This window comes from Psychrobacter sp. K31L (genome assembly GCF_017942195.1).
Lineage (GTDB): Bacteria > Pseudomonadota > Gammaproteobacteria > Pseudomonadales > Moraxellaceae > Psychrobacter > Psychrobacter glaciei.
In genome coordinates, this window is the sequence record NZ_JAGKSC010000004.1 from 316,017 (window position 1) to 342,238 (window position 26,222).

The following is a 26,222-nucleotide window of genomic DNA, read 5'->3' on the forward strand; positions in this document are numbered from 1 at the left end:
CTTTATGCGCTACGCATTTTTCATTACCATTTTTGTGCTATTGCAGCTGTTTAGTGTCGGCGCAGCTCTAAGCGTGCAATGGTGGTTACAGCCTTGGCAGACAGCAGGTTTGCAAACTTCGGTATGGGTTATCATATTCATTATTACCAACGGTTTGCTGCTACTCAGTGTCAATAGAGCATTTGCCAATAGCTATCGCTGGATCAGTGGTTGGATGTTGGCCATGCACTTTATGCTATTGACGGCTTTAGTTACCAGCCTATCTTATGGTGGATATTGGTTAATCACATCGCTAACTGGTGACGTACTCGCTACACCGGCTACCGTCGATTTTGGGTTGCGCATATTAGCATTGGCAGTATTTATCGGATTGTTTGTTTATGCCCTATATAGCGCTTATGCGCCTGTGGTACGTGAGTTATCTATTGATATTGATAAGCCTTTGGCTAAGCCGCTACGTATTGCGGTCGCTAGCGATTTGCATATCGGGAGATTGTTTGGCATTGGTGCAATAGATAGACTGCATCGTCTGATTGTGCAGCATAAAGCAGACATATTGCTGATGCCGGGCGATATCATGGATGACAATACACAGGCATTTACCAAATATAAAATGGCAGAAAACTTGGCTGAGTTATGCAAAAGCCTACCGTATGGGGTCTATGCAACTTTAGGCAATCATGATTTATACGGGCACGAGCAGCCGATTGTCCAAGCGTTGCGTGGTGCTGGCGTGCAGTTGTTAAATGACGAAGTCATACGCCTCACGCACCAAGGGCAAGCACTTTGGTTGATGGGACGCTTCGACAATCATAAGCGTCAGCGCGTCCCGACGACTGATCTATTGGCACAGGTTAATAGCGCTGAGCCACTGATATTATTAGACCACAGACCAAGTGATATTGCCGAGCACAGCCAAATGCCGATTGATTTGCAGCTCTCTGGGCATACCCATAACGGTCAGATATTCCCCGCCAACTTCATTGTCAGTGCCATCAACCGCTTGGGCTATGGCTATGAGGTCATCAATGACAGTCACTTTGTGGTGTCATCTGGTTACGGCTTTTGGGGCATTCCGTTTCGACTAGGCTCGCGCTCAGAGATTTGGCTCATCACCCTCACTGGTCAGTAGGTTTTGCACAAAACAAGCAAACGACTTGATAATATAGCTTGTCTGATTGCCAAGACCTTGATGGACACTCATCAAGTTAATAAAACCGTGCGGTGCGCCTAGCACTGTATAGGTTTCTACCTTAACGCCTTCTTTTTGCAAAAGCTCGACATAAGCAAGTCCTTCATCTCGCAAGATATCTAATTCCGCAACGACGACATAGCTGGGACACAGGTGTGTGTTGTCACCATGCATGACTGAGATAAGAGGATGGGACTGCATTAGACCACTGTGCTGAGTGTAGGCAGTATTAAAGACATTTGCATCGTTGTGATCGAGCAGCAAGCCTTCACCATAAAGCTCCCAACTTGGATATTCAGCCTCATAATCAGTGACAGGGTATAGCGGCAATTGCGCTAAAGGTCGCGGCAAGTCAGCCAGTAATTTTTTAAAGGTGTCATTGGCTTTTTTATCAGTCTCAGTAGCTTGATTATTATCTTGCCATAATGCATCGATAGGCTTGATAACCTGCTGCGCCACCAGTGCTGCTAAGCAACCACCTGCACTATCACCAGACAATACGATGCGCGATGGCAATGCACCAAGTGACTGAGAATGTTCAGTCAGCCAAGCATACGCTGCTAGACAATCTTTAAGAGCCGTTGGCGCTGGATACTCAGGAGCCATGCGATAGTCGACACTCACGACTGCCCAGCCAGTTTGGGCACAGACCGTATGACAAAACTCATGGTGCGTATCGATATCACCGATACAAAACCCGCCCCCATGAAAAAACAACATGACGACTTCATCCGTACTTTTTCCCTCGTTATTCTGCTTCGACTGCTGGTAGCAGCGCACGGTCATGTCACCACCATCAGCATTGGCAATGGTCTTATCTTGCCAGCTGACAGTGTTCTCTGAATTTCCTGAAGCATCCGCATTTTGTTGCCAGACGCTAGGCGCTTGCAACGACACCGCATCTGTACCAAATTTCTGCCGTAGTTTGGGTAGCTTATCCAGTGCCAATGGGCGCTTGAGCTTATTACTGACAGCAAGTATCAGGCGCAGATGGGCGTCAGCAAGGGGATATTGCTCCGCTGTAGACGCTTTTAATTGGTGATTAACACGTTCGAGTAGTGGCGTTGGCAGATTATCCAACCCTTTTAGCGTATGGTGCAAAACATGATGCTGGTGCACATTTTTAGCGGCTGTCTTTTTTACGGTCTTAAGCGTTTTTGTCAATAAAGCATTGAGCGATGGCACTGGTAAAATAGGCATAAACCCTCTCTTGTAATCGATGTTTAAACAAAATTAGTCGGCTTTATAAGTGAACGATTAATATAGCAGCTAATCGCAAAGTTTATATTACATTCAGATCTATCTTAAAAGCCTGACTCGGTAAAGTTAAGCATGGCTCGATGCCAAAAATATAATCATGTCTACCCGTTATTTATCGCAGCATTTATTGCGTTATTGACAATAATCCTTATGCTCTGCAATGATTTATCTGGCTAAAGCGAAAAATTCCTCATATTAGGCTTGAAATTTATGGTCATCACCTTTATCAAGCAGCTATTGAAGCGCATTTAAAAAAGAATGAACAAAAACAGTTAGGCCATTAATAAAAGCACAATGATCAGCCCTTGGTCGGTTTGTTGTGCCTTAAAACCAACCATTATATTAATAATCCTAAGGAGCTACCATGAGCGAGCAGAATACGAACCAAGAATCTCTTGAGCAAAATGTGTCACATGACAATATTGACCACGATGAGAGCATTTTAGAAGAAACCTTGAAAGAGTTTGATCCACAGAATAACTCAGGTGAAGAGATGACTATCGAAAATGATATCAATCTTGATACTTTTAAAGCCCGTATCGCTGAGCTAGAAGGCGAAGTGAAGCAAGCTAAAGAAGGTACCGCCCGTGCCAATGCTGAAGCTTATAACGCGCAAAAACGTATGGAACAAGAAGCGGATAAAAGCAAAAAATTCGCCCTACAGAAATTTGCCAAAGAGCTATTGGACATCGTTGATAATTTAGAGCGTGCCATGGAAAACGCTGATGCCAATGACCCAGTCGCTGAAGGCGTTCAATTAACACACAAAGCGCTATTAGCACTACTAACCAAAAATGGCGTAGAAGTCGTTGAACCTCAAGGTGAGAAATTCAACGCTGACTTTCATGAAGCGGTAGGCATTGATCCAGACGCCGAAGCAGATACCGTCGGTACGGTACTACAAAAAGGCTATAGCTTGAATGGTCGTCTGTTGCGCCCAGCGATGGTTCGTGTCGGTCAATAATATTTGAGCTGATATCGTCAGCAGCAGTAACGCTTTAAGTCATCGGTTTATTATATAAGTGGTGGACAATCAGTTTTTAACTGTGCTAAACCTCATTATTAGTAAGGGTTTTCACAAAAAGTCACACAAAAGGCAGTTTTTGCGTGGCTTTTGACTTGAAAAAATTAATAAGCAAACCGATATATAGCAACAAGTGACCGACTATGGTCTGAACATATAAGTATTTATATTGAAAATAAATTAGGAGCATTTGATTATGGGTAAAGTAATTGGTATTGATTTAGGTACAACGAACTCATGTGTTGCAGTAATGGAAGGTGACAAAGTTAAAGTCATCGAAAATGCTGAAGGTACGCGTACCACACCATCGATCGTTGCCTATAAAGACGACGAAATTTTGGTTGGTCAGTCAGCCAAGCGTCAAGCGGTAACGAACCCAAACAACACCTTGTTTGCGATTAAGCGTCTGATCGGTCGTCGTTTTGATGACAAAGTCGTGCAAAAAGACATCGGCATGGTGCCTTACAAAATCGCTAAAGCAGACAATGGCGATGCATGGGTAGAAGTCAACGGTAAAAAACTAGCACCACCACAGGTTTCTGCTGAAATCTTGAAAAAAATGAAAAAAACAGCAGAAGATTATCTTGGTGAAAGCGTGACTGAAGCAGTCGTAACTGTACCTGCTTACTTCAATGACTCACAGCGTCAAGCCACTAAAGATGCGGGTAAAATCGCCGGTCTTGATGTAAAACGTATCATCAACGAGCCAACCGCTGCTGCACTTGCTTATGGCATGGACAAAAAGCAAGGCGATAGCACTGTTGCTGTATATGACTTGGGTGGTGGTACTTTTGACGTATCAATCATCGAAATCGCTGACGTTGATGGCGAGCAGCAGTTTGAAGTACTAGCAACCAATGGCGATACTTTCCTTGGTGGTGAAGACTTTGACTCAGCGTTGATTGACTTCTTAGTAGACGAGTTCAAAAAAGACCAAGACGTTAACCTAAAAGGTGACTCTCTTGCGATGCAACGTCTAAAAGAAGCAGCAGAAAAAGCGAAAATCGAGCTATCAAGCGCTCAAAGCACTGAAGTGAACCTGCCTTATATTACTGCTGATAGCAGTGGTCCTAAGCATTTGGTTGTTACTATCAGCCGCTCAAAACTAGAGAGCTTAACGGAAGCGCTAGTACAACGTACCATGGGCCCTTGTAAAATTGCCCTTGAAGATGCTGGCATAAAAATTGGCGACATCGATGATGTTATCTTGGTTGGTGGTCAGACTCGTATGCCACTGGTACAGCAAAAAGTACAAGAATTCTTCGGTCAAGAGCCACGTAAAGACGTGAACCCTGACGAAGCAGTAGCAGCTGGTGCAGCCATTCAAGGTGCCGTATTATCTGGTGAAAAAACGGACGTATTGCTACTTGATGTGACGCCATTGACCCTTGGTATCGAAACGATGGGCGGTGTCATGACGCCAGTTATCGAGAAAAACACCATGATTCCTACTAAGAAATCACAGGTATTCTCAACCGCTGAAGACAACCAGCCAGCTGTAACCATTCAGGTATATCAAGGTGAGCGCAAAATCGCTAACCAAAACAAACAGCTTGGTCGTTTTGATTTGACGGACATTCCACCAGCACCACGTGGTCTACCACAAATTGAAGTGTCTTTTGACATCAACGCTGACGGTATCATGAACATCTCAGCAACGGACAAAGGCACTGGTAAAGCACAAAGTATCCAGATCAAAGCGGATTCTGGCTTGTCGGACGAAGAAGTTGAACAAATGGTTCGTGATGCAGAAGCCAATGCTGCTGAAGATGAGAAATTCGCTAACCTAGCGCAAGTACGCAACGAAGCAGATGGTCGCATCCATGCCGTACAAAAAGCGCTGAAAGAAGCCGCAGATAAAGTGACTGACGAAGAAAAATCAACAGTAGAAACGGCTATCACTGAGCTTGAAACAGCGGCTAAAGAAGATGACCATGATGACATCAAAGCCAAGCTTGAAGCATTAGACAATGCTTTCTTACCAATCAGCCAAAAAATCTACGCTGATGCAGGTGCTGGCGCTGAAGGTATGGATCCAAGCCAATTCCAAGAAGGCGCGGATGCTGCTGGTGGCAACCAAGCTGATGACGACGTGGTTGATGCTGAGTTTACTGAAGTAGACGAAGATAAAAAGTAGCACCAAATCCAAAAACGCGATTAGCTGCGTCAAACTCGCTTAGTCTACTCAATGTAGTACTTACGCTTGTTTTCCTTGCTACTCAAGTTTTTGAAAATGGTAGAATCGATACAAATCGATAAGCAGTTAAATTAAAAAACGCATCCTTCGGGGTGCGTTTTTTTATGGCTATAATTTCTGTTAGTAATATTAGGCATAGTCAGTGAAAAGTAATATCGATATATCCGCAATACCGTCGCGTTTTTAGGATATTTTGACTATATGGCTGATTTAGGGTTTGAACGCACTCACGGTCAGTACTTCATACGTCAAATTGACGCAAGACTGACCATCTTCGTTTTGTGCAGAAAAATGCTGCCAATAATCTGACTCAAATTGTTGTAAACGCGTTTTCGTCCATCTGAAAGGTGGCGTGTTCCTTGACGATACTTGCGTTTGACTGGTTGAGACACCTGTCAATTTCATATGCTTCAACACAGCATAAGGGCTGATAAATGGTAAGTCGAAACGCTCAATTGAAAGCTCGATATGCTCAAAATCAGCATCAACTAATGCTGACTGCCACTCAGTGATATCTGGGTAATCAAGGCCTTGACCCGTTAGCGCTTTAATTTGTAAAAAGTTATTGGACGTAAAGGTGCTGAAGAGTAGTTGACCTCCAGTCTGTAGACGGTGTGCTGATTGCGTGACAAAATTCAACGGATTATCAAACCACTGCACTGCATTGGCACTGACTATCAGGCTGTGTATTACTTCCAAGTCCATGGTTTCAGCATCGCCAATCACGATGTCAGCCGTTGGTAAAATTGATTGCAAGGTAGCTGCTTGTTCAGCGCACAATTCATTGATCAGCCAATGCTGGCTTTGTATATGCTCAGCCAGTAGTCGTGTCATTTGACCGGTCCCCGCACCGACTTCTAATACACTGCTTTGTTTGGTATGAGCAATATTTTCTAGTAAATACTGACAGACTGTCTGCTGAATACTGGCATGCTGGTCATAGTCGCTGGCACTGGCAAAATGGCGAGCGATGGTTTGTTTTCTAGCGCTAAAACTATCAGGTGTAACGAGTATTTCCATAGGGTGTATTACATCCAAGTAAGTCCATTATCAGTCGATAGTAGGACTGACATCTCGGTTAGATGACAGACTTATAATTGTTCTATCAACTGCTCGCAGTCTTCGTTGGTTAGTTTGGCATTCATGACCAAGCGAATACGAGCGGTGTTCGCAGGAACGGTAGGTGGTCTGATGGGCAATGCGTAAAATCCTGCGGCTTGTAACTGTTTTGCTTTAGCAAGCGCACACGCATTGTCGCCTAATATATAGGGGATAATAGGTGAATCATAGCTTATATTTTGAGCAGTTGGCGATGCGCGGTGTTGTTGGTCGATGGCTCGACTAAGCTTGATAGAGATCTGTGCCAGATGTGTGCGTTGGTGGGTCAAGTTTGGCATTTTTGCTAAAATAAAGCGAGTCCAAGCGTGATTGATCGGTGGCAATGCAGTACTAAAAATCAGCGGACGCATGGCGTTGATCAGCCATTGTTTGACGACCTCATCACATATGATATAAGCACCCATTGAAGCAAATGCTTTACCAAAGGTACCGACCAAATAATCAATATCCGCCAACGTGTGTGTTTCTTCCGCCAATCCTAGACCTGTATCGCCAAGCACTCCAATGGCATGTGCTTCATCGACATACAGCTCAATACGAGCATCTCTGGATTTGAGTTGTATTAACTGAAGTAAGTCAGCACGGTCACCATCCATACTAAATATACTCTCGGTGACAATAATGATGCGTTCAACCGTCTCGTCTGCTTGTTCAATAAACTTGGCCAAATGCTCATAATCGTTGTGACGGTAACGACGATAGGTGACAAGTTTGCTTTGGCTTAGCCGCATCCCATCAATAATACTGGCATGCACCAGTTTGTCAGCCAAAATGAGTGTTTTGACTGGTAGCGCCGTCAGAGCTGGCAGGATACCAATATTGGCATGATAGCCACTATTGAATACCAGCACAGATTTTGGGGTAGATAGGCCTTGTTCACCTATGGCAGCTTGATACCACGCTTGCAACTCAGACTCTAGTGCTTGTAGCTGGGTATCGTTGCCGGTGAGTAACCGCGAGGAAGTGGCACTCATTTTTGGTCGTTGTGCCACTGGTAACCAATCTATTTGCTTGAGAAACTCGCTTTGTAACTCTGTATCGCTACCCAAACCTAAATAGTCATTACTGGCGATATTCAGCAGTGTTTTACCTTGGCTCACCACATAACGTCCTTGATGTTCTAAGCTTGGTAAACTGCGGTATTGCTGCTGAGACTTCATATGCGTCAATGATTCTTGCAGTTGCACAACGATAGAACTTGTCATATTGATGTCTTCCTTTATCTTATTTTTGACTTTTTAGCATTCATTGACTGCCTGATAAGTAGGAAGTATTGCACAAATCGGCTACTTGTAACAAAAAATTTCATATCTCGACCTTTGTAACCCATAGGCTGACAAACGCTTGCAAATCTTAACTCTGATGCCATCAAACACAGACAGACTGTATGAAATACTTTGTTACTATATATTCATCGTTAGCAAGCAGGGCGATGAGGCTTAGAAAGCCATTAAGAATAACTTGCTTGCCCATATAAGTTAAAGGAGCTAATAATGAAAACTCTACAAAAAACTCTATTTGCACTAGCAGCTGGTTCTTTACTAACGGTCAGTGCACAGGCAGCCGTCTCTTATGGTAACGGTTATACCGGTCAGCCATACGTTGGTGTTAAAGTCGGTCAATTCGATCTAGACGTCGATAATGCTGATGATCCAACGGCCTATGGTGTATACGGTGGCTATAACTTCGATCCTAACTTCGGTGTTGAAGCAGAATATGTCGGTTCAGATGATGCTGATTACAGAAACGGTGATCTCGATGCCAAGACTTATGGCGCTTACGGTACTTACCGTTATGCTTTCCCAAACACGGGACTATACGCTAAAGGCAAACTTGGTGTCGCCAAAACTGAAGTAGAAGGTGACTATACTGTTGGTCCAGTTAGAGTGTCAAACTCTACTAGTGACACAGGTATCGCTGGTGGTGTCGGTCTTGGATATTCAGTAAACCCTGACTTCGGTGTTGAGGCTGAATACTCAATGATGGACAGTGATGTCGATGCTAAGTTGTTAACCGTTGGCGCACATCTTAAGTTCTAAATCTCAGATAGTTTCATGATAAAAGCAAGAAATGGTCAGTCTACTGGTCGTTTCTTACCCCAATAATTCATATAAAAGCAATTAAAAAAAGACGATATTAGGAGAATACAATGAAAATTCTACAAAAAACATTACTTGCACTAGCCGCTGGTTCTTTAGTAAGCATGGGTGCACAAGCCGCTGTTTCTTATGGCAACGGTTATACTGGACAGCCGTATATCGGTGCTAAAGTCGGTGAGTTTGACCTAGACGTAGACGGCGCTGATGATCCAACCGCTTATGGTGTATACGGTGGCTATAATTTTGATCCTAACTTCGGTGTCGAAGCAGAATATGTCGGCTCAGACGACGCAGATTATCGCGGCGGTGATATCGATGCTAAGAGCTACGGCGCATACGGTACTTACCGTTACCAGTTCCCTAATACTGGCTTATACGCCAAAGGTAAACTAGGGGTCGCTAAAACTGAGATAGAAGGTGACTTCACCCGCAATATCGGCAACACTGAAGTCAGAACTGAGACTTATTCAGAAAGTGATACGAGTCTTGCTGGTGGTGTAGGCCTTGGTTATTCAGTGAATCCTAACTTCAGCGTGGAAGCTGAATACGACAAGCTAGGTAGCGATGCTGATCTTATGACGGTTGGTGCACAGCTAAAATTCTAAATGATTGCTAGTTAATTATAGAATAAGAAACGATCGCTTCGGCGGTCGTTTTTTTGTACGAAAAAAGCTACGGTTAAAGTCATTAAAAAAGAATGCATTAAAAATAATCTTCTGCTAGAATCTCAAATTCAACAATAGTTCAGCTAACTTATGTGCTCTGCTATGTCCACTCAGGCTACATTTTAGTTTTATTTAATAGGAAGACAGATGAATACTTTACAAAAAGCTTTGATCGCATTATCAGTTGGTTCTCTAATGAGTATTAGTGCGCAAGCAGCAGTTAACTACGCTGGTCAGCCGTACGCTGGTGTAAAAGTGGGTCAGTACAGTCCAGATGATGTAGAAGATGATGCAGTATCATACGGTGTCTATGGTGGCTATAAATTCACTCCAGAATTTGGTGTGGAAGCTGAATATTTGACGACTAACGATGCAGATGCGTTTGATGACACCTTTGAAAAGTCAGAATATAGTGCTGATGTATATGGTCTCTATGCGACTTATGATTACAATTTTCCAAATACTGGTTTATACGCCAAAGGCCGCCTAGGTGTTGCGAAAAATGAAATTGATGTAGATTATACAGATAAAGTTATTGCTAGCAACAGTGAGAGCTTTAGCGTTTCTGATACAGGTGTCGCTGGTAGCTTAGGATTGGGCTATAACCTCACTCCTATGGCTTCTGTAGAAGCTATGTATAACATCTATCCTGAAGTGGATGATCTCGAGGTAAGTGGCGTTACTTTAGGTGCTCATGTAAAATTCTAAGTTAGCCTGACTGCAAAGAGATTAATAAAAAAACGATCACGGATGTGGTCGTTTTTTTTGGTTGAGGCATTTACAAATACTCATTAGGCTTTTTCCTCCACTCGGCAAAGTCAGCAGTATATTAATGATTTTTAAGACATTATTAACCTAAAAATGTGCTACATTGAAAGCTAGAATGACAAAGACAGGGAATATATCAATGATTGAGATGCTCTGGATGATTGAACCGTGGCATTGGCTGGTATTAGGCTTTGTGCTACTGATTGTCGAGATGTTTGTTCCGACGTTTGCCAGCCTTTGGTTTGGTGCTGCTGCTATTATCGTCGCGGCACTGTCGTGGCTATTACCTATCTCGCTCGCCATCCAAATTGTTATTTGGCTGGTACTTTCTGCGGTGTTTCTATTGGCATGGTTTAAGTTTATTAAGCCTCTGTCAGTGGATCGTACCAAGGCAGGGCTAGGCGGCAGCGTCATTATCGGTGAGACTGGTATGATTATCGTACCGCCGCAGCCTGAAAGAGCGGGCATGGTACGGTTTAGTGTGCCTATCGTGGGAGCGGCTGAATGGATGTGCCGCACGAAAGGGGAACAAGTGGCGGTCGGTGATCGGGTGATCGTGACCGATATCGTTGGTAATGAATTGGTCGTCAGTAGTATGAAATCGCAGGCAGCGATAAATAAAAGTGTGCAAATATAATAGGGGTGAAATATGGGAAGTTTCAATATCGTAATGGTGGTCTTAATCGCGCTGGTGGTGTTTACCGTATTTAAAGGTGTTCGGATCGTACCGCAGGGGTATAAGTGGGTCGTGCAGCGTCTTGGTAAATATAGCCAAACACTAGAACCAGGGCTAAACCTCATTATTCCTTATGTTGACGATGTGTCTTATAAAGTGACGACCAAAGACATCGTGCTCGATATTCCTTCTCAAGAAGTCATCACGAGAGATAACGTGGTTATTATAGCGAACGCCGTCGCTTATATTAATATCGTTCGTCCTGATAAGGCGGTATATGGTATCGAAGATTATGAATACGGTATTCGTAATCTGGTACAAACATCGCTACGTTCAATCATCGGTGAGATGGATCTGGATAGCGCATTATCTAGCCGCGACGAGATCAAGGCCAAACTCAAGCATGCCATCTCAGAAGATATTTCTGATTGGGGTATCACGCTAAAAACAGTAGAAATTCAAGATATCAACCCGTCAGCGACCATGCAGACAGCGATGGAAGAGCAGGCAGCTGCTGAACGTCAACGCCGTGCGACAGTGACGCGTGCTGATGGTCAAAAGCAAGCCGCTATCTTAGAGGCAGATGGGCGTTTGGAAGCCTCACGTCGCGATGCAGAGGCACAGGTGGTGCTTGCCAAAGGGTCAGAAGAGTCTATTCGTTTGATTACCAATGCCATGGGTACTGAAGAGATGCCGATTGTTTACTTACTGGGTGAGCAGTATATCAAGGCGATTCGTGAGCTGGCTGAGTCTGATAACGCAAAAATGGTGGTATTACCTGCTGATATCCTCAGTACAGTGAAAGGTATGGTGGGTGATAAACTGAAGGTTTAAGCAATGGTGCTTTGATCACATGTACTTTGATCACATAGCTACAACTTATAAAAATAGCCAGTGAGTATGCGAAGCACTGGCTATTTTTTTGACTTAAATTTGATCATACTATTTTTGCTGGTTTTTCAAGCGCGAAAAATGAAACATAAAACACCTTTTCTCAAATAATAAAAATACTGATACAAGGAAAAAACAATGACCAAGCAAAATCCAAATATTGAAATAATCTCAATAGAGAATTTCCCTCAAGGCAGCCCATTACCTTATACCGTGCTTGATGCGACACATATTAATGCCGCCTATCCTGAGCAAAAATTAGAGATTCGTGGTGGTGGCTACCGCTCAGACGCAGCGGCACATCCAATTAATGCCAATCAGTTTTATGTACTTACTGATCGAGGTCCCAATGCTGATTTTGATGGGATTGCGGGTAAAGGTAAGCAGTTTTTAGTGCCGAATTATACACCGTCAATCGGGCTATTTGAGTTACATGACGCTGGCAAAATTATCAAGATAAAAGAGATAGTGCTAAGAGACAGCAATGGCAATCCTATCTCTGGGCTACCAAATCCAAAAGCATTGGGCGGGACCAATGAAGTGCCCTATGATATCGATGGTCAGCCGATGACCGTAAACCCTAACCTGCCTTTTGATGCAGTGAGTAATCCTATCAAGACTGATATCAATGGTTTAGACCCCGAAGGACTCGCTGCACTTACAGACGGAAGTTTTTGGATTAGTGATGAGTATGGTCCACATCTCGTCCACTATGATGCGGATGGGTTAGAGATTGAGCGCATTAACCCATTTGCTAGTGATGAGCGTAACAATGTGATGATTGATGGCAAGCCAGTTTTATTACCGATGGAGTTTACCAAGCGCCGCACCAATCGTGGCATGGAAGCGTTAACGATTACGCCAAATCAAACCACGCTGGTAGGCATCATAGAATCGTCAATGGACAATCCTGATAAATCAGGGCGCGGTTCTAGCGTGACACGGGTTATTACCATTAACCTAAAATCTGGCCAAATCGCTCAATACTTATATCGTCTTGATGTAGCGGAGCATGTGGTGTCAGGGTTAGTCGCGCTCAGCGATCATGAATTTTATCTCATTGAACATGATCGTAAATTACCCCTACAAGATGAGTCGGAAAAAAAATATATTTATAAAATTAACCTCTCACAGGCAACAGACATAGAAACCATTAGTACTGCTAACCAGCTAAAGGCGATTAAACAAGATGAGCATGTTGGTCTAACCGTCGAAGGAAAAACGCTCGAGCAGCTTATTGCAGCTGATGAAGATAACTGGCAGGTACTTGAAAACATCAATATTATGCCCGTTAAGAAAACCTTAGTCGTCGATGTACTTGCTACTCTAGATTATCCGCATGACAAGCTTGAAGGTCTGTGGCTCCGCCAAGATGGCTCACTTGGGTTGCTAAACGATGATGATTTTTCTATCACAGATTCAGCGATGACAGATACTGAGATAGTAGGGTGGGATAATAAAAAACCAAAAAGCACCGTTGAACATAAATATCTCGATAAAGAAAAAACCATCATAGATGCCAATAGGCTATACATCGCCATGCCTACTGAATAGATATAGGTGAGGGATGGTACGCCGCCGCATTTATCATAAAAAAGACCTCGCTTGAGGTCTTTTTTATTGCTAATAATTAACTCAAAAACACTCTGTTTAGATAACTTTAGAAAAGCGATTTTGATGCTTCTTTGCCAAGTACTCGTCAAATACCATGGCGACGTTGCGACCGAGTAGGCGACCTTTTGGTAAGACTCGAATCCCAGCGGCATCCATATCGATGAGCTTGTCATCTTGCATCTCGCCCAATTGCTGAATCTCATCAATGAAGTAAGTAATGGCGTCGACACCGAATTTCTGATTCACATCTTTAAAGTCGATATAGTCGTGACAGAGTAGCTTCATAATCACATATTCACGCAAGCGATCTTTAATCGACGTTTTAATTACTTTTACCGCTGGCATGATAGTAGGGTTGTTTTTCGACGCAGCGATCTTGGCCTGATACGCTTGTAAATCAGTATCATTCTGCAAAATATAACGGGTATTGGCATTGGCAATTTGACTGATAGAGGAGACACCAAAGCCTAGCAAGTCGCAGTCACCCATAATGGTGTAACCTTGGAAATTACGATGCAGTTTGCCCTCGCGCTGCGCCACCGCGAGCTCGTCATCAGGCTTGGAAAAGTGATCAATACCAATGTATTGATAGCCCGCTTCGGTCAGTGTGTTGATGGTATTGCCGAGCATGGCAAGCTTAGCCGCTGGTTCTGGCAGGTCTGCTTCTTTTATTTGACGCTGGGCTTTAAAGCGTTCTGGCAAATGAGCGTAGTTAAATACCGACAGACGATCTGGTGACATCTCAATGATGCGGCGTACGGTTTTATCCAAGGTTGCAGGTGTTTGATGCGGCAGACCATAAATCAGGTCAATATTGATAGAACGGAAACCAAGCTCGCGTGCCTCAGTGAGTACGTTCTCGATCATTTTTGCTGAATGCACACGATTGACAGCGATTTGTACTGTTTCGTCCAAGTCTTGCACACCTAAGCTAACGCGATTAAAACCAAGATTGCGTAGCGTTTTTAATGTCTCGTCACCCAGCTCACGGGGATCAATCTCAATAGAGTAGTCGCCCTCACCTTCGGGTAAAAATTCAAACTGGGTCTGCAAAAAATCCCACAGTTGACCCATCTCTTCATCACTTAAAAACGTCGGCGTGCCTCCACCTAAATGGAGCTGCTTAACGAGTGGTTTACTGCTGCCCTCTGGTGCAGATAATAAACGGCGCTTGTGGCTAATTTCAGTGATTAAGTACTGCAAATAATCGCCTGAGTCGCTATTTTTTTTGGTGATGATTTTATTGCAGGCACAGTAATAGCAGAGATGACGACAGAATGGGATATGGAAATAGAGCGATAATGGCGCACGGGCTTCGCGATTTTGGAGAATGGTTGTTTCAATGCCATCAGCGATTGGTAAGAACTCTAATGCTGTTGGATAAGAGGTATAGCGTGGCCCTGAACGATTGTATTTATTGATAATCGATTCATCAAATGTAGGTAGCTGCTTGGTCATAATACTGCCGCGCGTACTGGCGTAAGGGTTGTCCGGCTGCATGACAGGGCGTACCGTGGTGGGTTGCTCTCCTGCACGATTATAAGGCTGCTGGGTGTTTGTTTCAGAGTGTTCTGTCATGTGGCATTCCTTTTTGATGCTGTTTGCGCCTATTAAAGCAACCTTATCCACTAGTGATAATCGATAACGTATCAGCGTCTTTTAGCGATAGTAGTGACTTGGTTTGTAAAGGATAGTATAGCAAATCCTTGCTTCTAATAGGGTGATTGGTAAGTTCTCTTAGCCTATGGATTTACTTTGTTTTAAAAATAGAAAAACCCCCAGAGACTATCTGAGGGCTTTTGCTTTTATTAAAATAACGAAGAATTTTATTCTCTTAACTCAATTTTCGCACCAACTGCTTGTTTAGATACTTCACCAGCACTAAAAGGCAGACGTATCCAGTCTTTGTCTGCATAACGACGGGTTTGATCACGATGGAAAGGACGTGTGGTATCACCAGCTTGCGAGAAAGCTAACAGCGCTTCCACGACCGGACCTTTGCTATCAAACGTTACCGATTGCATATAAGTTGGACCATTGGTAATTGGACCATAAGTGCCATCGCTGTTTTGACTTGAGCTTGCAACGTTGAAGATGCCCTCACCACCGAAGCCACCATGCATAGGGATTTTTTCACCGTTTTTGTCCGCATCAATAACGAATTGTAAGCTACCTAACGGTGCGTCAAGCGCAATATTTTTACTATTGTAATAGCTAATAGAGTCGCCCAAAGCTTTACGTGTTTTATCATTGATGATTAATTCACGAGGCGTGTTAACAGGGTCAGCCTTATCGAAGGGAACACTAAATCCTGCATAACTACTAAACCCAAAATTGGTCCAGAATTTTCTAAAGACATGAGCACCTTTACTATCAAGATTGTTACGACGATCCCAGTTACTCAAGACAGTACAAGCTTGAGTGGCATCGATAGTCCCACCGTCAGTCAAAGGTAATGTCGGATTAGCTTGGCAATCTGCCAAAACATCATCAAGCACTAATTCAGCACCATAACTGCGATTTCCGTAGACGACTTGTTGCATATTATCAAGGTTAAAGGTATTTCCGCCTAAACCATCTTTATTACTTAATCGATCAAATATTTGAGTAAAGGCCATACGAGTACGTGGAGATAATGGCGCGGCATCTTCAGAAAGCGGTAACAACCCACGTCTCAATAATGGTGAGAATCCTGTCAACGGCTGTTCTGCATTACTAAACCAATAAGAGTCATTAGAATTAAGCGCATAATCATCACGAATTAAGAATGGTAAGTTTGAACCGCCAAAAATACCTGCTTGTGGTGAATCAGCATCATTGCCCCATTCACAGGCAGCTTTACTGCCATCTAGTGCGGGCAAGTCAGATGCAATCAGAGCATTCAGGAAAATCCCCGCATTAGTACCACAACTTTCCAGCTTTTCTCTAGTGACATTAGGCACGGTCGAGATATCAGCATAGAGCGCCTTGCCATTACGATCGGTGGCGATGGTATTAACAAAGCCTAGACCTAAAATAGTCTGCATTCTATCGACGAGATCCTCAACGCTAGTGGCCATGTTCATACTACGCCACTGATTAAGTGCTCTTGGATTTTCAGAGGCAGCATCACGAATCGTATAAGCCAGATTGTTTGCACCCCACGTTGGCAAACGACCATCGAGCAAGTTAGCCGCGAGCATAGGCCCATATTGAGACAAATAGATAGGTTGAACCAACGTTTGATTGTCTGGCAATTGAACCGTCACATCGACTTTTTCGATATCACGTTCCTCAACCACACCCGCGCTATTTGTGTATTTGTATTTCAAAGGGTTGCCATCTACTAGATTAAGCTGGTAAAGCGTAAAGCGTTTGGCAGTTGATACGGTATGACTCCAAGCCACGTCTTTATTAAAGCCAATATTGATAAAAGGTTGACCTTGTTGGGCGGCGCCCATCACGTCAAGCTCGCCTGGTATGGTTGTATGAAACTCATAAAAACGCTGGACACCGTTCCATGGCTCATGTGGGTTGCCATATAGGACACCACTATCTGTCCCTGTCACCTCACTACCAAAGGCATAAGCGTTACTACCGCCATTCAGTACATTGATAGTCGTCATGTCAAACTCTTCATCTGACTCTACTGTAGGCTCGACGCTACTCATTCTAGAGCTACCTTGAATGCCAGTAGTTGTAGGAGGAGCTGCCGCTACGATACGGCTGACAAAGTTAGAGAGCCCACCGCGTAGATTGGCTTTACCATAAACTGTCAGTAGGTCATCAATAGTAATCTCTCGAACCCACTCAGCGTTAGCACAAGCAGGATCAATATTCGCCACACCTTTATCTCGCAGATAACGGCTAAAGCCTGCTGCATAGCCTGTGACCGCATCGATAGTTTCAGGATCTTGAGCCGCTAAGAATTCAGCTTTTCTCTCTGGAGAGTTGTACCAAGTATAAAATACATCGCTATCAACATTACCTTCATCGCCTAGATACAGCATGCTCTGACCGCTAGCGACCACAACTTCTTTGGCTAGTGAGCAGAAGTTATCTTCTGCAAAAGCATAGCCGACACCATAGCCCAGCCCTTTATAATCCTTTGCAGTAATATGAGGTATACCAAACTCGGTACGTTGAATGTCAGCTTCATACGTCGATGCAGGGGTATCAGTATCGTCATCGTTAAAGCTATTATCACTATCAGAACAGCCGAATAATGCTAAAGAAACAGCTATTGTGAGTAGGGTGAGGGTGAGCGTGGGCACTCGCCGATTTTTAATCAATATATTCATTGTATTTACCATCCATGGTTAATTTTTACAATTTAAAGCACTGATAATCCTTTTATCTGTCGTGCTCTAAATAGTCAATAAATTGCTATTGTTGCTTTCAGTGTACAAATACTCACCAATCATATACCTAAAAGAAATAACTTTACCAGTAATTTAATAAAATTATTTTTCTCATAATCATAAAAATTAGGAGCGCTTTTTATTCTTTGAAATCATAACTCGGCATTCAAAAAACCCATAGATAATGGTTCGTTAAAACGTTAAGAAAGTGAGGGTTAACAGTAGCCAAACCATTTTTATTATAAAATACACGACATTTGCGCACTGATACATAATACTTTATGATCAAAAGCTCCCTTTATTAGGAAACGCTGATGTCGTTTGCTCAAGTCTATACCCGTTCAGTCGTCGGTTTGCACGCACCCAAGGTCATTATTGAGGTGCATTTATCGCAAGGCTTGCCAGCATTGACCATCGTCGGTCTACCAGAAGCTGCTGTGCGCGAGAGTAAAGATAGAGTGCGCTCAGCCATTCTGAATTCTGGCTTTCAGTTCCCCAATCGTCGCCTGACGATTAATTTAGCGCCAGCAGACCTGCCAAAAGATGGTGCAAGGCTGGATTTGCCTATTGCCATTGGCATCTTGGCAGCCAGCGATCAGTTGGATCCAGAAGTACTATCAGGGTTTGAGTTTATCGGTGAGTTAGCGCTCAATGGGAATTTACGGCAAGTCACTGGCAGCTTGGCAGTAGCACGAGCGATAAAGGCGGAAGTGTTAGCGTCCAAAGTCTTACAGACAGCAGATAATGATGAACCAGAATTGACAGAGCAGGATCAAGAGCCACAAACGCCGCAGTTAATCGTCCCGATCGATAACGGTGCCGAGGCTAGCCGTGTCGAGGGTGTAGAGATATTGGCGGCAGATAGTCTAAAAGCCGTTTGCGATCATTTGCAATCATTGACCAATCCAAATGCTACTTATGAGCGCTTAGAGATTGTACCGCCCGCTGTGATAGAAAAACATACGGGTTATAAAGTGGACTTGGCTGATGTCAAAGGCCAACATCATGCTAGGCGTGCGCTAGAGATTGCCGCCGCTGGTGGTCATTCGCTATTGTTCACAGGGCCTCCCGGTTCGGGCAAGACATTGATGGCCTCGCGGCTACCGACTATCTTGCCAGATTTGAGTGCTGAGGATGCGTTAGAAGTTGCCAGTACTTATTCGGTGGCAGACAGTGATTATGATTATGGGACAAGGCCATTTCGGCAAGTTCATCACACCATATCAGCGGTGGCTTTGGTCGGTGGTGGCTCACGTCCCAAACCGGGCGAGATTACCCTTGCCAATAAAGGCGTGTTATTCCTTGATGAATTACCAGAGTTTGATCGTACCGTGTTAGAGGTACTGCGCCAACCATTAGAGGCGAAGCAAATTACCATTAGCCGCGCCAATTCACAGATGACCTTCCCAGCCAACTTTCAACTGGTGGCAGCCATGAACCCGTGTCCGTGTGGCTATGATGGTGACGGCTCGGCAAGATGTCGTTGTCGTCCCGAGCAGATTAAGCGCTATCAAGATAAGCTGTCGGGCCCACTGCTTGATCGCATTGATTTGCATATTACCGTGCCCGCGTTACCGATTGCCGACTTGCAAAATGCCCAAGCTGGTGAAACCTCCGAACAAGTGCGGATTCGGGTGGCTGCCGCGCACAAGCATCAACTCAAGCGGCAAAAAAAGGTCAATAATGAGCTTAGCCCTAGTGAGATTGATAAATATATTCAGCTAGGAGAGGGCGAGCAACAGCTATTACAGCTCGCTCAACAACGTCTAAATTTATCGGCACGCGGCTATCATCGAGTCTTGCGCGTTGCTCGTACCATCGCAGACCTTGCCGACAGTATCGATATTACAAGCGCTCATGTGTCAGAGGCATTGAGCTATCGAAGTAAGTAGCTGGCGTGATGTTCAATTATTTATCATTTACCCTTGTAAAAGATGATCAACCAAATCCGCAAAGTTATCAAAGGCCTCGGTCGGGTTCAGTTCACGAATGTCTTGCCCGTAGTTGTAGCCATAAGACAGACCAAGGGTATCCATATTGGCATTTTGTCCTGCCAATATATCGTTTCTAGAATCACCAATCATAACGGCTTGTTCTGGGTCAATATTCAACGCATTGCAGACATGCAATAGCGGCGCAGGGTCTGGTTTCTTAACAGGCAAGCTATCACCGCCCAGCACTTCGGCAAACAAGTCCTGCCAGCCAAATGCCTGTAATATTTTAGGGACAAAGCGAATGGGTTTATTGGTCACTAATGCCAGTATATAACCTGCATCTTTCAGCTTCTTTAGTCCGCTATCGACATCTGGGTAGGCGACGGTTTTGCTACCGCTGATATTGTTGTAAGCATCAAAAAATACCTGCTCGGCATGATCAGCTTCCTCGGCCGTCAGCTCACCTTCTAACACCTCTACCTTACCCACCAACGCGCGCTCGACCAGCATTCTGGAGCCATTGCCGACCCAATTACGTATACTGTCAATAGGGTAGGTCTCTTTGCCAAGCGTGGTCAGCATCGCATTGGTCGCATCAGCCAAATCTGGCACGCTATCGATCAGTGTGCCATCAAAATCAAAAATCAAAAGTTGCTTATCCATTGTTCCTCACTATTGGAAGTCGTTATATTTATTAGGTTTGGTATATCGTTCCATACCTTAGCACAGTAGTGTTTTGAGACCAGTCAATTTAGTGTTCTACTGTTCTTAATATCATAAACATTAGCACTCACTCGATATCTTTGTAACGTTCACGATGCTCTTTTTTCATTTTTAGATAATCTTTGTTCTCGCGGCACTCATCCCATTTTTGTTTAAAAATACGGGCTGACTCTGCTTTGATTGGGTCTTCCTCTTGCCGTGGTAACTCTGCGCGACCATGTGCGCCGCTTTGGCCTTTTTTATCATCGGGCACTGGCCCTTTGTACTTCTTGCCGCCTTTGTGATTGGCATAGCGACGCGCACGCGTATAGCCCATTTGAATGAATTTACGCGCCATATCCGCACCGACAAAGTCATCAGCTGCCAGATAATCTAAAAACATTTGATAAATTGCCTCGCTACTTTCAGTCGCAATATCAGGCGTGGCAAAGCGCCAGTGCGGCAGTATCTCAGACTTATAAGGCTCTACCAATAATACGCCTTGCTCACCGCGACCGACGCGATACAGCTCAGGCTGCGCCCGCAAGTCTAGGTTTTTATAATCCAAATCATAATCAAACTCTCTCATCACTTATCCCTATTAGCACTTATCTGTCTTATTTATCATTAACATTGCTATCGAGTATACTGAGCACTGCCGTCTAAAAAACAGCACAGAAATGTTATGCAACCGTGACAGTAAGCGTTTAGCATAAGAAGCGTAGCGAACAGAATCAATTATTGAGCAGGTCTGAGTAGGTTAAGGTCATGACAGTTAATAAAAATATCCTAAATAAAATCAGCTTAGCCGGTGCGACTTTTGCGATGTCGTTAAAAAGTATCTTTATGATATCAGCGCTGCTGCTCATAAGTGTGCTAAGCACCAATGCCGCCCATAGCGCATGGTTTGAGCGTTTGATTCCGCAAGGTAAGACCTATACGGTACGTGAGATAGATCGTGATTTGGCATTCGTCATTGATGGTTTTATTTATGATGCGCGTACGTCTTGTTTTTTGGCAGTGGGCGATCGGGTGGTGTTTTTTGAAGGCCGTCACGGTATTGATTACCGTGCGACCATTTATGACTTGGATTCACGCGAGCGTTGTAATTTATTATTACGTGGTCGGCTATACGAATAAGAGAAACGCATGAATAAAATCAATACTAAAGAATACGATAAAAATTAAGCATAAAAAAAGCCCCAAACATTAGATGTCTGGGGCTTTTTAGAATTCTTAAACGAATGGTGGCTCGAGGCAGGTTCGAACTGCCGACACACGGATTTTCAATCCGTTGCTCTACCGACTGAGCTATCGAGCCGTCTTCGTTGAGGCGCTATTAAACTAAATATAGGCGTTACTGTCAAGTAGTTTTTGCATCATAAGCGATAAAAGATTAAAAAAATGACTTATTTATCAAAATATCGCTTTTTAACGCTAAAACTAATCTTTGACACGCAGAAGCTCATACTCGCTCATGATACGGTGAATATCCGCATCAGCAGGGACAAACTCACGCACGCCTTTTTTCACTTCGGCATCATAAACCAGTTTAATAAACTTGGCATCGATAGCACGACCACGATTTTGGGTATGAACAGTAAGATACTGTAAGCGCTTGGCATTGGTCTGCCCGTCATCGAAGCAAGCAACGGCAGCGATAGGCTTGTCATTAAACATACCGACATATAGGTATTGCCCACGCTTAAAGCCCTGCTCAACGATATTTAATACCTCGAGACCATCAGGCTGCGCGTCATCGCTATCGTACAATGTCTGCAAGCGCTCTGCTAGCTCATTGTCGCGAGCAGGTTTTTTGATAAGTGGTGCATCCAAGCTATTAATGGCGATCGCTTCTAAAGGCATGGCAGTTCCTATAAACAAAGGGTTTCTATAGTATAAAGTAGCAGTATGACACAGCACTATGCCATAGAGAGTAAGCTACAGAATATGATGTCTCACAGTCAGTGCGAGTCATGATTGATAATACTGAACACACTATTTTAGCAGAATGAGGTAATTTTGTGCGTGGTTTACCGCTTGACCGTGGCGGTAAATGTTAGGGTTTGCTATGATGAGGCTATATAATATTTAGTACGTATAAACCCTAATGCCTTGATATCTTTTGTATATATCATTTTCTAATACATTTTTCGCTAGTACTGATTCAAGTACTAGCGACAATGTAATAGGCGCTTTTTTGCCCTATTTATTGACCGCTTTTCACTGATAAAAAACTGATAGAGAGTAGCCATGACAGCCAATACAACGACGACCGCTGACACACCTGAGCAAACTGCACCAAAAAACCTAAATCTACATGGTCGCCCTGAACGTATCGCGACCGTTGAACGCATCACTGCCGAAACGCAAATCACTTGTACCGTCAATCTTGATGGTACGGGTCAAGGTACTGTAGACACTGGTGTGCCGTTTTTGGATCATATGATTGATCAAATCAAACGTCACGGCTTATTTGACTTAGATATCAAATGCAACGGTGATACCTTTATCGATGACCATCATAGCGTGGAAGACACGGGTATTACGCTTGGGCAAGCTTTTAATAAAGCATTGGGCGACAAAAAAGGCATCCGTCGTTACGGGCACTTTTATGCACCGCTAGATGAAGCGTTGACGCGTGCGGTTGTCGATCTATCAGGTCGTCCGGGTTTGCATATGGACATTCCATTTACCCGCTCGCACGTGGGTCGTTTCGATGTTGATTTGTTTAGTGAGTTTTTCTACGGCTTTGTTAACCATTCTTGGATGACCGTGCATTTAGACAATCTAAAAGGCAAAAACAGCCATCACCAAATCGAATCAACCTTCAAAGCCTTTGCTCGTGCGCTACGTATGGCTTGTGAATATGATGAGCGTGCGTTAAATACGCTACCATCGACCAAAGAGGCGTTTTAGATGAGTAAGCTGACCAAAATTGCATTATTGGATTATGGTATGGGTAATTTGCATTCCGCCAGTAAAGCATTGTCAGTGGTAGGGGCGGAAGTCTCTATCACCAACGATCCCAAAGTGGTGGCGGCAGCAGATAAGATTGTCTTCCCCGGTGTCGGTGCTATGCGTGACTGTATCGCTGGCATGCACGAGGCTGGGATTGATGACGTCATACGCCATGCAGTGTTTAACAAGCCCGTTATGGCCATCTGTGTGGGCATGCAGGCGTTGTTTGAGCAGTCATCTGAAAATGGCGGTACAGACTGTCTTAGTATCTTGAACGGCACGGTAGAAGCCTTTAACCCTACGTGGAAAGACAAACAAGGTGCTACAATTAAAGTACCGCACATGGGCTGGAACACCATTAGTGGTATGGACTTTGAGCATCCATTGTGGACGGGTATCGAGGACAATGCGCACTTTTACTTTGTGCATAGCTACTACTGCGAGCCTGCCGATAGCTCACAAGTTGCTGCTGTCTGTGATTATGGTCAGCCGTTTTGTGCCAGCGTCATCCAAGACAATCTATTTGCGACCCAATTTCACCCAGAAAAAAGCCATACCGCTGGCTTGCAGCTGTTAAAGAACTTTGTAGAGTGGGATATTTAGCAAAATATGCGTCAAATATTTGATTTAGCAGTCAAGTAGGTTCGCAGTGGCGTAACCTGAGCGAGGAAGGAGTAAAGCATTGCTTTGCCCTCACGCAAGAGAGTTTGCATTGTCGCAAACTCTTTTTTATTTTAAATTTATACTTAATCGGTTTTTATTTATACTCAGCTATTCTCTATCTCTTATACACGGAATAAAATCGTGGATTTTTATATCTTCAAAAATAGTGTCGTGAATGCCACAGGATTGGAAAAAGATGCTTTACATATTTATGTAGGTATCAGCGTTTATCTATTAAGTTTAATCCTGATGCGTCCAATTTTTAAGAAGTACAGCGTTAGGGCATTTATTGCTTTAATTATGGTGACAGCTATCGCCTTATTGGGCGAGTATTTGGATAATCGCCAGACGATTACCGAGCTTGGCCTCTCAGCGATAGGCAGCGCAGAGCTTAAAGCCAGCATTCATGATTTGATCAATACGTGTCTGCTGTCTTACGTACTATATGGTTTTACCGTATGGACAAAGAATTTTCAGTCAGTCAGTAAAGTTAAACCTATGATTAAACGACATCAAAAAACGGACTATTAGAGTCCGTTTTATTGTTTTGCTATTTGAGTTTATGATTGCTTATTTTCTGGCTTCATCATACAACTCGCGTACCACTTCACCAAATCACTTGGATACCATGCTTTTGCGTTTGTTCGTCAAGAACAATACTCCTATAAGAATATCCACACAAATGACTTCTAAAATAGCTTCTGCTTAAGTAGGTATAGTCGGTTCAGCATAATTTGGATACAAGGAAGGCGAGTGAAAGTACTACAAGTCGTAGACTAAGCAAGCTTGACACCGTATCCAATTTATAGCGGATTGACTATAGCTATTGCAGCGGTTGTAATTTGACAGATTAAACACGCTCTCTTTACAAAGCTTACGAAATATAAAAAGTCTTATCTATTTAACCCTTTCTCAGTTTGTTATCTTAAGATAAAAGGGTGGTGGTATTGGCGTATATCCTAAGCATATTGTCTTTAAATATCGCCTGATTAGGTATAGTCATTCCACTATAAAAGTATTACAGCGTTAACCTCGCTTGAAGTATCACATATACATCTACACTCGTTTGCCTTGTACTACTTTTAAATTGAATCGACTATATCCATCCTCCATAATTAATAATAACTAGGAAAAACTATGAATATCCAAGATTTATTAGGCAAGGCCAAAGATACTTTAGGTTTAGAGGCACAAGAAACCGAAGCGGGGATTTTTATTCCTTCTAAATCATCACTGAAACTTGCCGCACCAAGTAAAACTAACTATGACCATACGGAGTATGACGCGCCGTACACTGGTGATAAAAAAATTCTAATGGTCTGCACCGAGCAGCAATACATGACCATGGAAAATGGTAAAAAATTCGATACCGGCAATCATCCCGTTGAAATGATGGTACCTTTACTGCATTTTAAGCAAGCAGGTTTTAAGGTAGACATTTTCACCCTTACAGGCGAGTCTGTGAAAGTTGAACAGTGGGCAATGCCAGACAATGATGACGACGTCAAAAAAATCTATGCTGAATATGAATCAACGCTGAATAACCCAAAAAGTATCGCTAACTTTGTTAAAAACGATATGGCTGATAGTGAAGATTATGCAGCAATCTTTATTCCGGGTGGTCATGGCGCAATGTTAGGTCTGCCCGAAGACCAAAACCTCGGTGAATTGCTACGTTGGGGTCATAATAGAGATTTATTTACTTTAGCTATTTGCCATGGCCCTGCGGCTTTATTAGCCGCTAATCTCGACAGTCCTAATGGGTCGGATAAGTCTGAAAGCGACTTTATCTTTAAAGGCTATAAGATGGTGGCGTTTCCTACGGGAATGGATAAGCAAATGCCAAAGCTCGGTTACCTGCCGGGAACTATGCCTTGGTACTTCGGTGAAAAGTTAGAAGATTTGGGTGTCACGATTAGCAATAAGCTCGCCTCAGGACAGACGCATCAAGATAGAAAGCTGATTTCAGGTGATGGGCCATTAGCCGCTAATGAATTTGGTAAGGTCAGTGCTAAGGCTTTGTTAAAAGAGCTTAGCTAAACTGTTCTCATACGGTCATAGCATAAAAAAACGGACTATTAGAGTCCGTTTTTCTATTTTGCTATTTGAATTTATGA

General features: G+C 43.5%; 23 protein-coding genes and 1 tRNA gene. 15 read left to right on the forward strand and 9 right to left on the reverse strand.

The window, feature by feature from the left end; genetic code table 11:
• Positions 1–4: 4 nt before the first annotated feature.
• Positions 5–1,132 carry a metallophosphoesterase gene (locus J5X94_RS08985; protein ID WP_210541017.1) on the forward strand — a complete coding sequence of 376 codons (1,128 nt, stop codon included), beginning with the start codon at positions 5–7 and terminating at the stop codon, positions 1,130–1,132.
• Here J5X94_RS08985 and J5X94_RS08990 read toward each other — a convergent pair.
• Positions 1,097–2,392, reverse strand: coding sequence for an alpha/beta hydrolase (locus J5X94_RS08990; RefSeq protein WP_210541018.1), 1,296 nt, complete (start codon positions 2,390–2,392; stop codon positions 1,097–1,099). The two genes, J5X94_RS08985 and J5X94_RS08990, sit on opposite strands and share 36 nt — an antisense overlap.
• 424 nt (positions 2,393–2,816) lie before the next feature.
• On the opposite strand from J5X94_RS08990, the gene grpE reads away from it, so the two are divergent.
• Both grpE and dnaK read left to right on the forward strand, forming a co-directional pair.
• The gene (gene grpE / locus J5X94_RS08995; RefSeq protein WP_189583952.1) at positions 2,817–3,416 is read left to right on the forward strand and encodes a nucleotide exchange factor GrpE; all 600 of its coding nucleotides are present in this window, start codon (positions 2,817–2,819) and stop codon (positions 3,414–3,416) included.
• A gap of 256 nt (positions 3,417–3,672) precedes the next feature.
• Positions 3,673–5,613, forward strand: coding sequence for a molecular chaperone DnaK (dnaK, locus tag J5X94_RS09000; RefSeq protein WP_210541019.1), 1,941 nt, complete (start codon positions 3,673–3,675; stop codon positions 5,611–5,613).
• Between the two features lie 270 nt (positions 5,614–5,883).
• On the opposite strand, the gene J5X94_RS09005 is transcribed toward dnaK, so the two are convergent.
• Together J5X94_RS09005 and J5X94_RS09010 are read right to left on the reverse strand one after the other, a co-directional pair.
• On the reverse strand, positions 5,884–6,693 hold the full coding sequence (locus tag J5X94_RS09005; protein ID WP_210541020.1) for a methyltransferase domain-containing protein: 810 nt from the start codon (positions 6,691–6,693) through the stop codon (positions 5,884–5,886).
• A 71-nt stretch (positions 6,694–6,764) separates the two neighbouring features.
• Positions 6,765–7,997 (reverse strand): 8-amino-7-oxononanoate synthase, encoded by a 1,233-nt coding sequence (locus tag J5X94_RS09010; protein WP_210541021.1) that lies wholly within the window; start codon positions 7,995–7,997, stop codon positions 6,765–6,767.
• A gap of 288 nt (positions 7,998–8,285) precedes the next feature.
• Here J5X94_RS09010 and J5X94_RS09015 point away from each other — a divergent pair, with 288 nt between their 5' ends.
• The 6 genes from J5X94_RS09015 to J5X94_RS09040 all read left to right on the forward strand — a co-directional run bounded on the left by J5X94_RS09015 (position 8,286) and on the right by J5X94_RS09040 (position 13,445).
• Positions 8,286–8,831, forward strand: a complete 546-nt coding sequence (locus tag J5X94_RS09015; RefSeq protein ID WP_010197225.1) for a porin family protein — start codon at positions 8,286–8,288, stop codon at positions 8,829–8,831.
• 110 nt (positions 8,832–8,941) lie between these two features.
• Positions 8,942–9,496 (forward strand): porin family protein, encoded by a 555-nt coding sequence (locus J5X94_RS09020; protein WP_210541022.1) that lies wholly within the window; start codon positions 8,942–8,944, stop codon positions 9,494–9,496.
• Positions 9,497–9,703: 207 nt separating this feature from the next.
• Complete coding sequence (locus J5X94_RS09025; RefSeq protein WP_010197230.1) at positions 9,704–10,264, forward strand: porin family protein; 561 nt, start codon at positions 9,704–9,706, stop codon at positions 10,262–10,264.
• A gap of 199 nt (positions 10,265–10,463) precedes the next feature.
• A complete protein-coding gene (locus tag J5X94_RS09030) occupies positions 10,464–10,961 on the forward strand; it encodes an NfeD family protein (RefSeq protein WP_201592801.1) in 498 nt (165 codons plus the stop codon).
• Between the two features lie 12 nt (positions 10,962–10,973).
• Positions 10,974–11,834 (forward strand): SPFH domain-containing protein, encoded by an 861-nt coding sequence (locus J5X94_RS09035; RefSeq protein ID WP_189583983.1) that lies wholly within the window; start codon positions 10,974–10,976, stop codon positions 11,832–11,834.
• A 195-nt stretch (positions 11,835–12,029) separates the two neighbouring features.
• Entirely contained in the window at positions 12,030–13,445 is a 1,416-nt protein-coding gene (locus tag J5X94_RS09040; RefSeq protein ID WP_210541023.1) for an esterase-like activity of phytase family protein, read from the forward strand.
• 96 nt (positions 13,446–13,541) lie between these two features.
• Here J5X94_RS09040 and hemN read toward each other — a convergent pair whose 3' ends face one another.
• Entirely contained in the window at positions 13,542–15,083 is a 1,542-nt protein-coding gene (hemN, locus tag J5X94_RS09045) for an oxygen-independent coproporphyrinogen III oxidase (RefSeq protein ID WP_210541024.1), read from the reverse strand.
• Positions 15,084–15,331: 248 nt separating this feature from the next.
• Positions 15,332–17,785 carry a penicillin acylase family protein gene (locus J5X94_RS09050; protein ID WP_210541025.1) on the reverse strand — a complete coding sequence of 818 codons (2,454 nt, stop codon included), beginning with the start codon at positions 17,783–17,785 and terminating at the stop codon, positions 15,332–15,334.
• A 374-nt stretch (positions 17,786–18,159) separates the two neighbouring features.
• Between J5X94_RS09050 and J5X94_RS09055 the strand changes: the two genes are divergently transcribed.
• Positions 18,160–19,737: a YifB family Mg chelatase-like AAA ATPase gene (locus tag J5X94_RS09055; RefSeq protein ID WP_210541026.1), complete on the forward strand. Its 1,578-nt coding sequence runs from the start codon at positions 18,160–18,162 to the stop codon at positions 19,735–19,737.
• A 27-nt stretch (positions 19,738–19,764) separates the two neighbouring features.
• Here the strand turns inward: J5X94_RS09055 and J5X94_RS09060 are convergent, their stop codons facing one another.
• Positions 19,765–20,442: a phosphoglycolate phosphatase gene (locus J5X94_RS09060; RefSeq protein ID WP_210541027.1), complete on the reverse strand. Its 678-nt coding sequence runs from the start codon at positions 20,440–20,442 to the stop codon at positions 19,765–19,767.
• A gap of 127 nt (positions 20,443–20,569) precedes the next feature.
• Complete coding sequence (locus tag J5X94_RS09065; RefSeq protein ID WP_010197261.1) at positions 20,570–21,070, reverse strand: DUF4385 domain-containing protein; 501 nt, start codon at positions 21,068–21,070, stop codon at positions 20,570–20,572.
• A 179-nt stretch (positions 21,071–21,249) separates the two neighbouring features.
• On the opposite strand from J5X94_RS09065, the gene J5X94_RS09070 reads away from it, so the two are divergent.
• Positions 21,250–21,621: a hypothetical protein gene (locus J5X94_RS09070; protein WP_210541028.1), complete on the forward strand. Its 372-nt coding sequence runs from the start codon at positions 21,250–21,252 to the stop codon at positions 21,619–21,621.
• A gap of 105 nt (positions 21,622–21,726) precedes the next feature.
• On the opposite strand, the gene J5X94_RS09075 is transcribed toward J5X94_RS09070, so the two are convergent.
• Positions 21,727–21,802: transfer RNA gene (locus tag J5X94_RS09075), tRNA-Phe, on the reverse strand.
• 122 nt (positions 21,803–21,924) lie between these two features.
• Positions 21,925–22,347, reverse strand: coding sequence for a hypothetical protein (locus tag J5X94_RS09080; protein ID WP_210541029.1), 423 nt, complete (start codon positions 22,345–22,347; stop codon positions 21,925–21,927).
• A gap of 387 nt (positions 22,348–22,734) precedes the next feature.
• Between J5X94_RS09080 and hisB the strand changes: the two genes are divergently transcribed.
• The 4 genes from hisB (at position 22,735) to J5X94_RS09100 (ending at position 26,145) form a co-directional block, all read left to right on the forward strand.
• The gene (gene hisB / locus J5X94_RS09085; RefSeq protein ID WP_010197269.1) at positions 22,735–23,400 is read left to right on the forward strand and encodes an imidazoleglycerol-phosphate dehydratase HisB; all 666 of its coding nucleotides are present in this window, start codon (positions 22,735–22,737) and stop codon (positions 23,398–23,400) included.
• Positions 23,401–24,045 (forward strand): imidazole glycerol phosphate synthase subunit HisH, encoded by a 645-nt coding sequence (gene hisH / locus J5X94_RS09090; protein ID WP_210541030.1) that lies wholly within the window; start codon positions 23,401–23,403, stop codon positions 24,043–24,045.
• Positions 24,046–24,246: 201 nt separating this feature from the next.
• Positions 24,247–24,636 carry a hypothetical protein gene (locus J5X94_RS09095; RefSeq protein WP_201592789.1) on the forward strand — a complete coding sequence of 130 codons (390 nt, stop codon included), beginning with the start codon at positions 24,247–24,249 and terminating at the stop codon, positions 24,634–24,636.
• A 606-nt stretch (positions 24,637–25,242) separates the two neighbouring features.
• Positions 25,243–26,145 carry a DJ-1/PfpI family protein gene (locus J5X94_RS09100; RefSeq protein WP_210541031.1) on the forward strand — a complete coding sequence of 301 codons (903 nt, stop codon included), beginning with the start codon at positions 25,243–25,245 and terminating at the stop codon, positions 26,143–26,145.
• Positions 26,146–26,222 lie beyond the last annotated feature (77 nt).

What these genes read in the sequence shown, in the direction of transcription:
- J5X94_RS09060 (WP_210541027.1), bottom strand. Translation starts at nt 20,442, where the DNA reads ATGGATAAGCAACTTTTGATTTTTGATTTTGATGGCACACTGATCGAT.
- J5X94_RS08990 (WP_210541018.1), bottom strand. Translation starts at nt 2,392, where the DNA reads ATGCCTATTTTACCAGTGCCATCGCTCAATGCTTTATTGACAAAAACG.
- J5X94_RS09010 (WP_210541021.1), bottom strand. Translation starts at nt 7,997, where the DNA reads ATGACAAGTTCTATCGTTGTGCAACTGCAAGAATCATTGACGCATATG.
- J5X94_RS09020 (WP_210541022.1), top strand. Translation starts at nt 8,942, where the DNA reads ATGAAAATTCTACAAAAAACATTACTTGCACTAGCCGCTGGTTCTTTA.
- J5X94_RS09015 (WP_010197225.1), top strand. Translation starts at nt 8,286, where the DNA reads ATGAAAACTCTACAAAAAACTCTATTTGCACTAGCAGCTGGTTCTTTA.
- grpE (WP_189583952.1), top strand. Translation starts at nt 2,817, where the DNA reads ATGAGCGAGCAGAATACGAACCAAGAATCTCTTGAGCAAAATGTGTCA.
- J5X94_RS09035 (WP_189583983.1), top strand. Translation starts at nt 10,974, where the DNA reads ATGGGAAGTTTCAATATCGTAATGGTGGTCTTAATCGCGCTGGTGGTG.
- J5X94_RS08985 (WP_210541017.1), top strand. Translation starts at nt 5, where the DNA reads ATGCGCTACGCATTTTTCATTACCATTTTTGTGCTATTGCAGCTGTTT.
- J5X94_RS09100 (WP_210541031.1), top strand. Translation starts at nt 25,243, where the DNA reads ATGAATATCCAAGATTTATTAGGCAAGGCCAAAGATACTTTAGGTTTA.
- J5X94_RS09040 (WP_210541023.1), top strand. Translation starts at nt 12,030, where the DNA reads ATGACCAAGCAAAATCCAAATATTGAAATAATCTCAATAGAGAATTTC.
- J5X94_RS09005 (WP_210541020.1), bottom strand. Translation starts at nt 6,693, where the DNA reads ATGGAAATACTCGTTACACCTGATAGTTTTAGCGCTAGAAAACAAACC.
- hemN (WP_210541024.1), bottom strand. Translation starts at nt 15,083, where the DNA reads ATGACAGAACACTCTGAAACAAACACCCAGCAGCCTTATAATCGTGCA.
- J5X94_RS09050 (WP_210541025.1), bottom strand. Translation starts at nt 17,785, where the DNA reads ATGAATATATTGATTAAAAATCGGCGAGTGCCCACGCTCACCCTCACC.
- J5X94_RS09055 (WP_210541026.1), top strand. Translation starts at nt 18,160, where the DNA reads ATGTCGTTTGCTCAAGTCTATACCCGTTCAGTCGTCGGTTTGCACGCA.
- dnaK (WP_210541019.1), top strand. Translation starts at nt 3,673, where the DNA reads ATGGGTAAAGTAATTGGTATTGATTTAGGTACAACGAACTCATGTGTT.
- J5X94_RS09070 (WP_210541028.1), top strand. Translation starts at nt 21,250, where the DNA reads ATGACAGTTAATAAAAATATCCTAAATAAAATCAGCTTAGCCGGTGCG.
- J5X94_RS09030 (WP_201592801.1), top strand. Translation starts at nt 10,464, where the DNA reads ATGATTGAGATGCTCTGGATGATTGAACCGTGGCATTGGCTGGTATTA.
- hisH (WP_210541030.1), top strand. Translation starts at nt 23,401, where the DNA reads ATGAGTAAGCTGACCAAAATTGCATTATTGGATTATGGTATGGGTAAT.
- J5X94_RS09065 (WP_010197261.1), bottom strand. Translation starts at nt 21,070, where the DNA reads ATGAGAGAGTTTGATTATGATTTGGATTATAAAAACCTAGACTTGCGG.
- J5X94_RS09025 (WP_010197230.1), top strand. Translation starts at nt 9,704, where the DNA reads ATGAATACTTTACAAAAAGCTTTGATCGCATTATCAGTTGGTTCTCTA.
- J5X94_RS09080 (WP_210541029.1), bottom strand. Translation starts at nt 22,347, where the DNA reads ATGCCTTTAGAAGCGATCGCCATTAATAGCTTGGATGCACCACTTATC.
- hisB (WP_010197269.1), top strand. Translation starts at nt 22,735, where the DNA reads ATGACAGCCAATACAACGACGACCGCTGACACACCTGAGCAAACTGCA.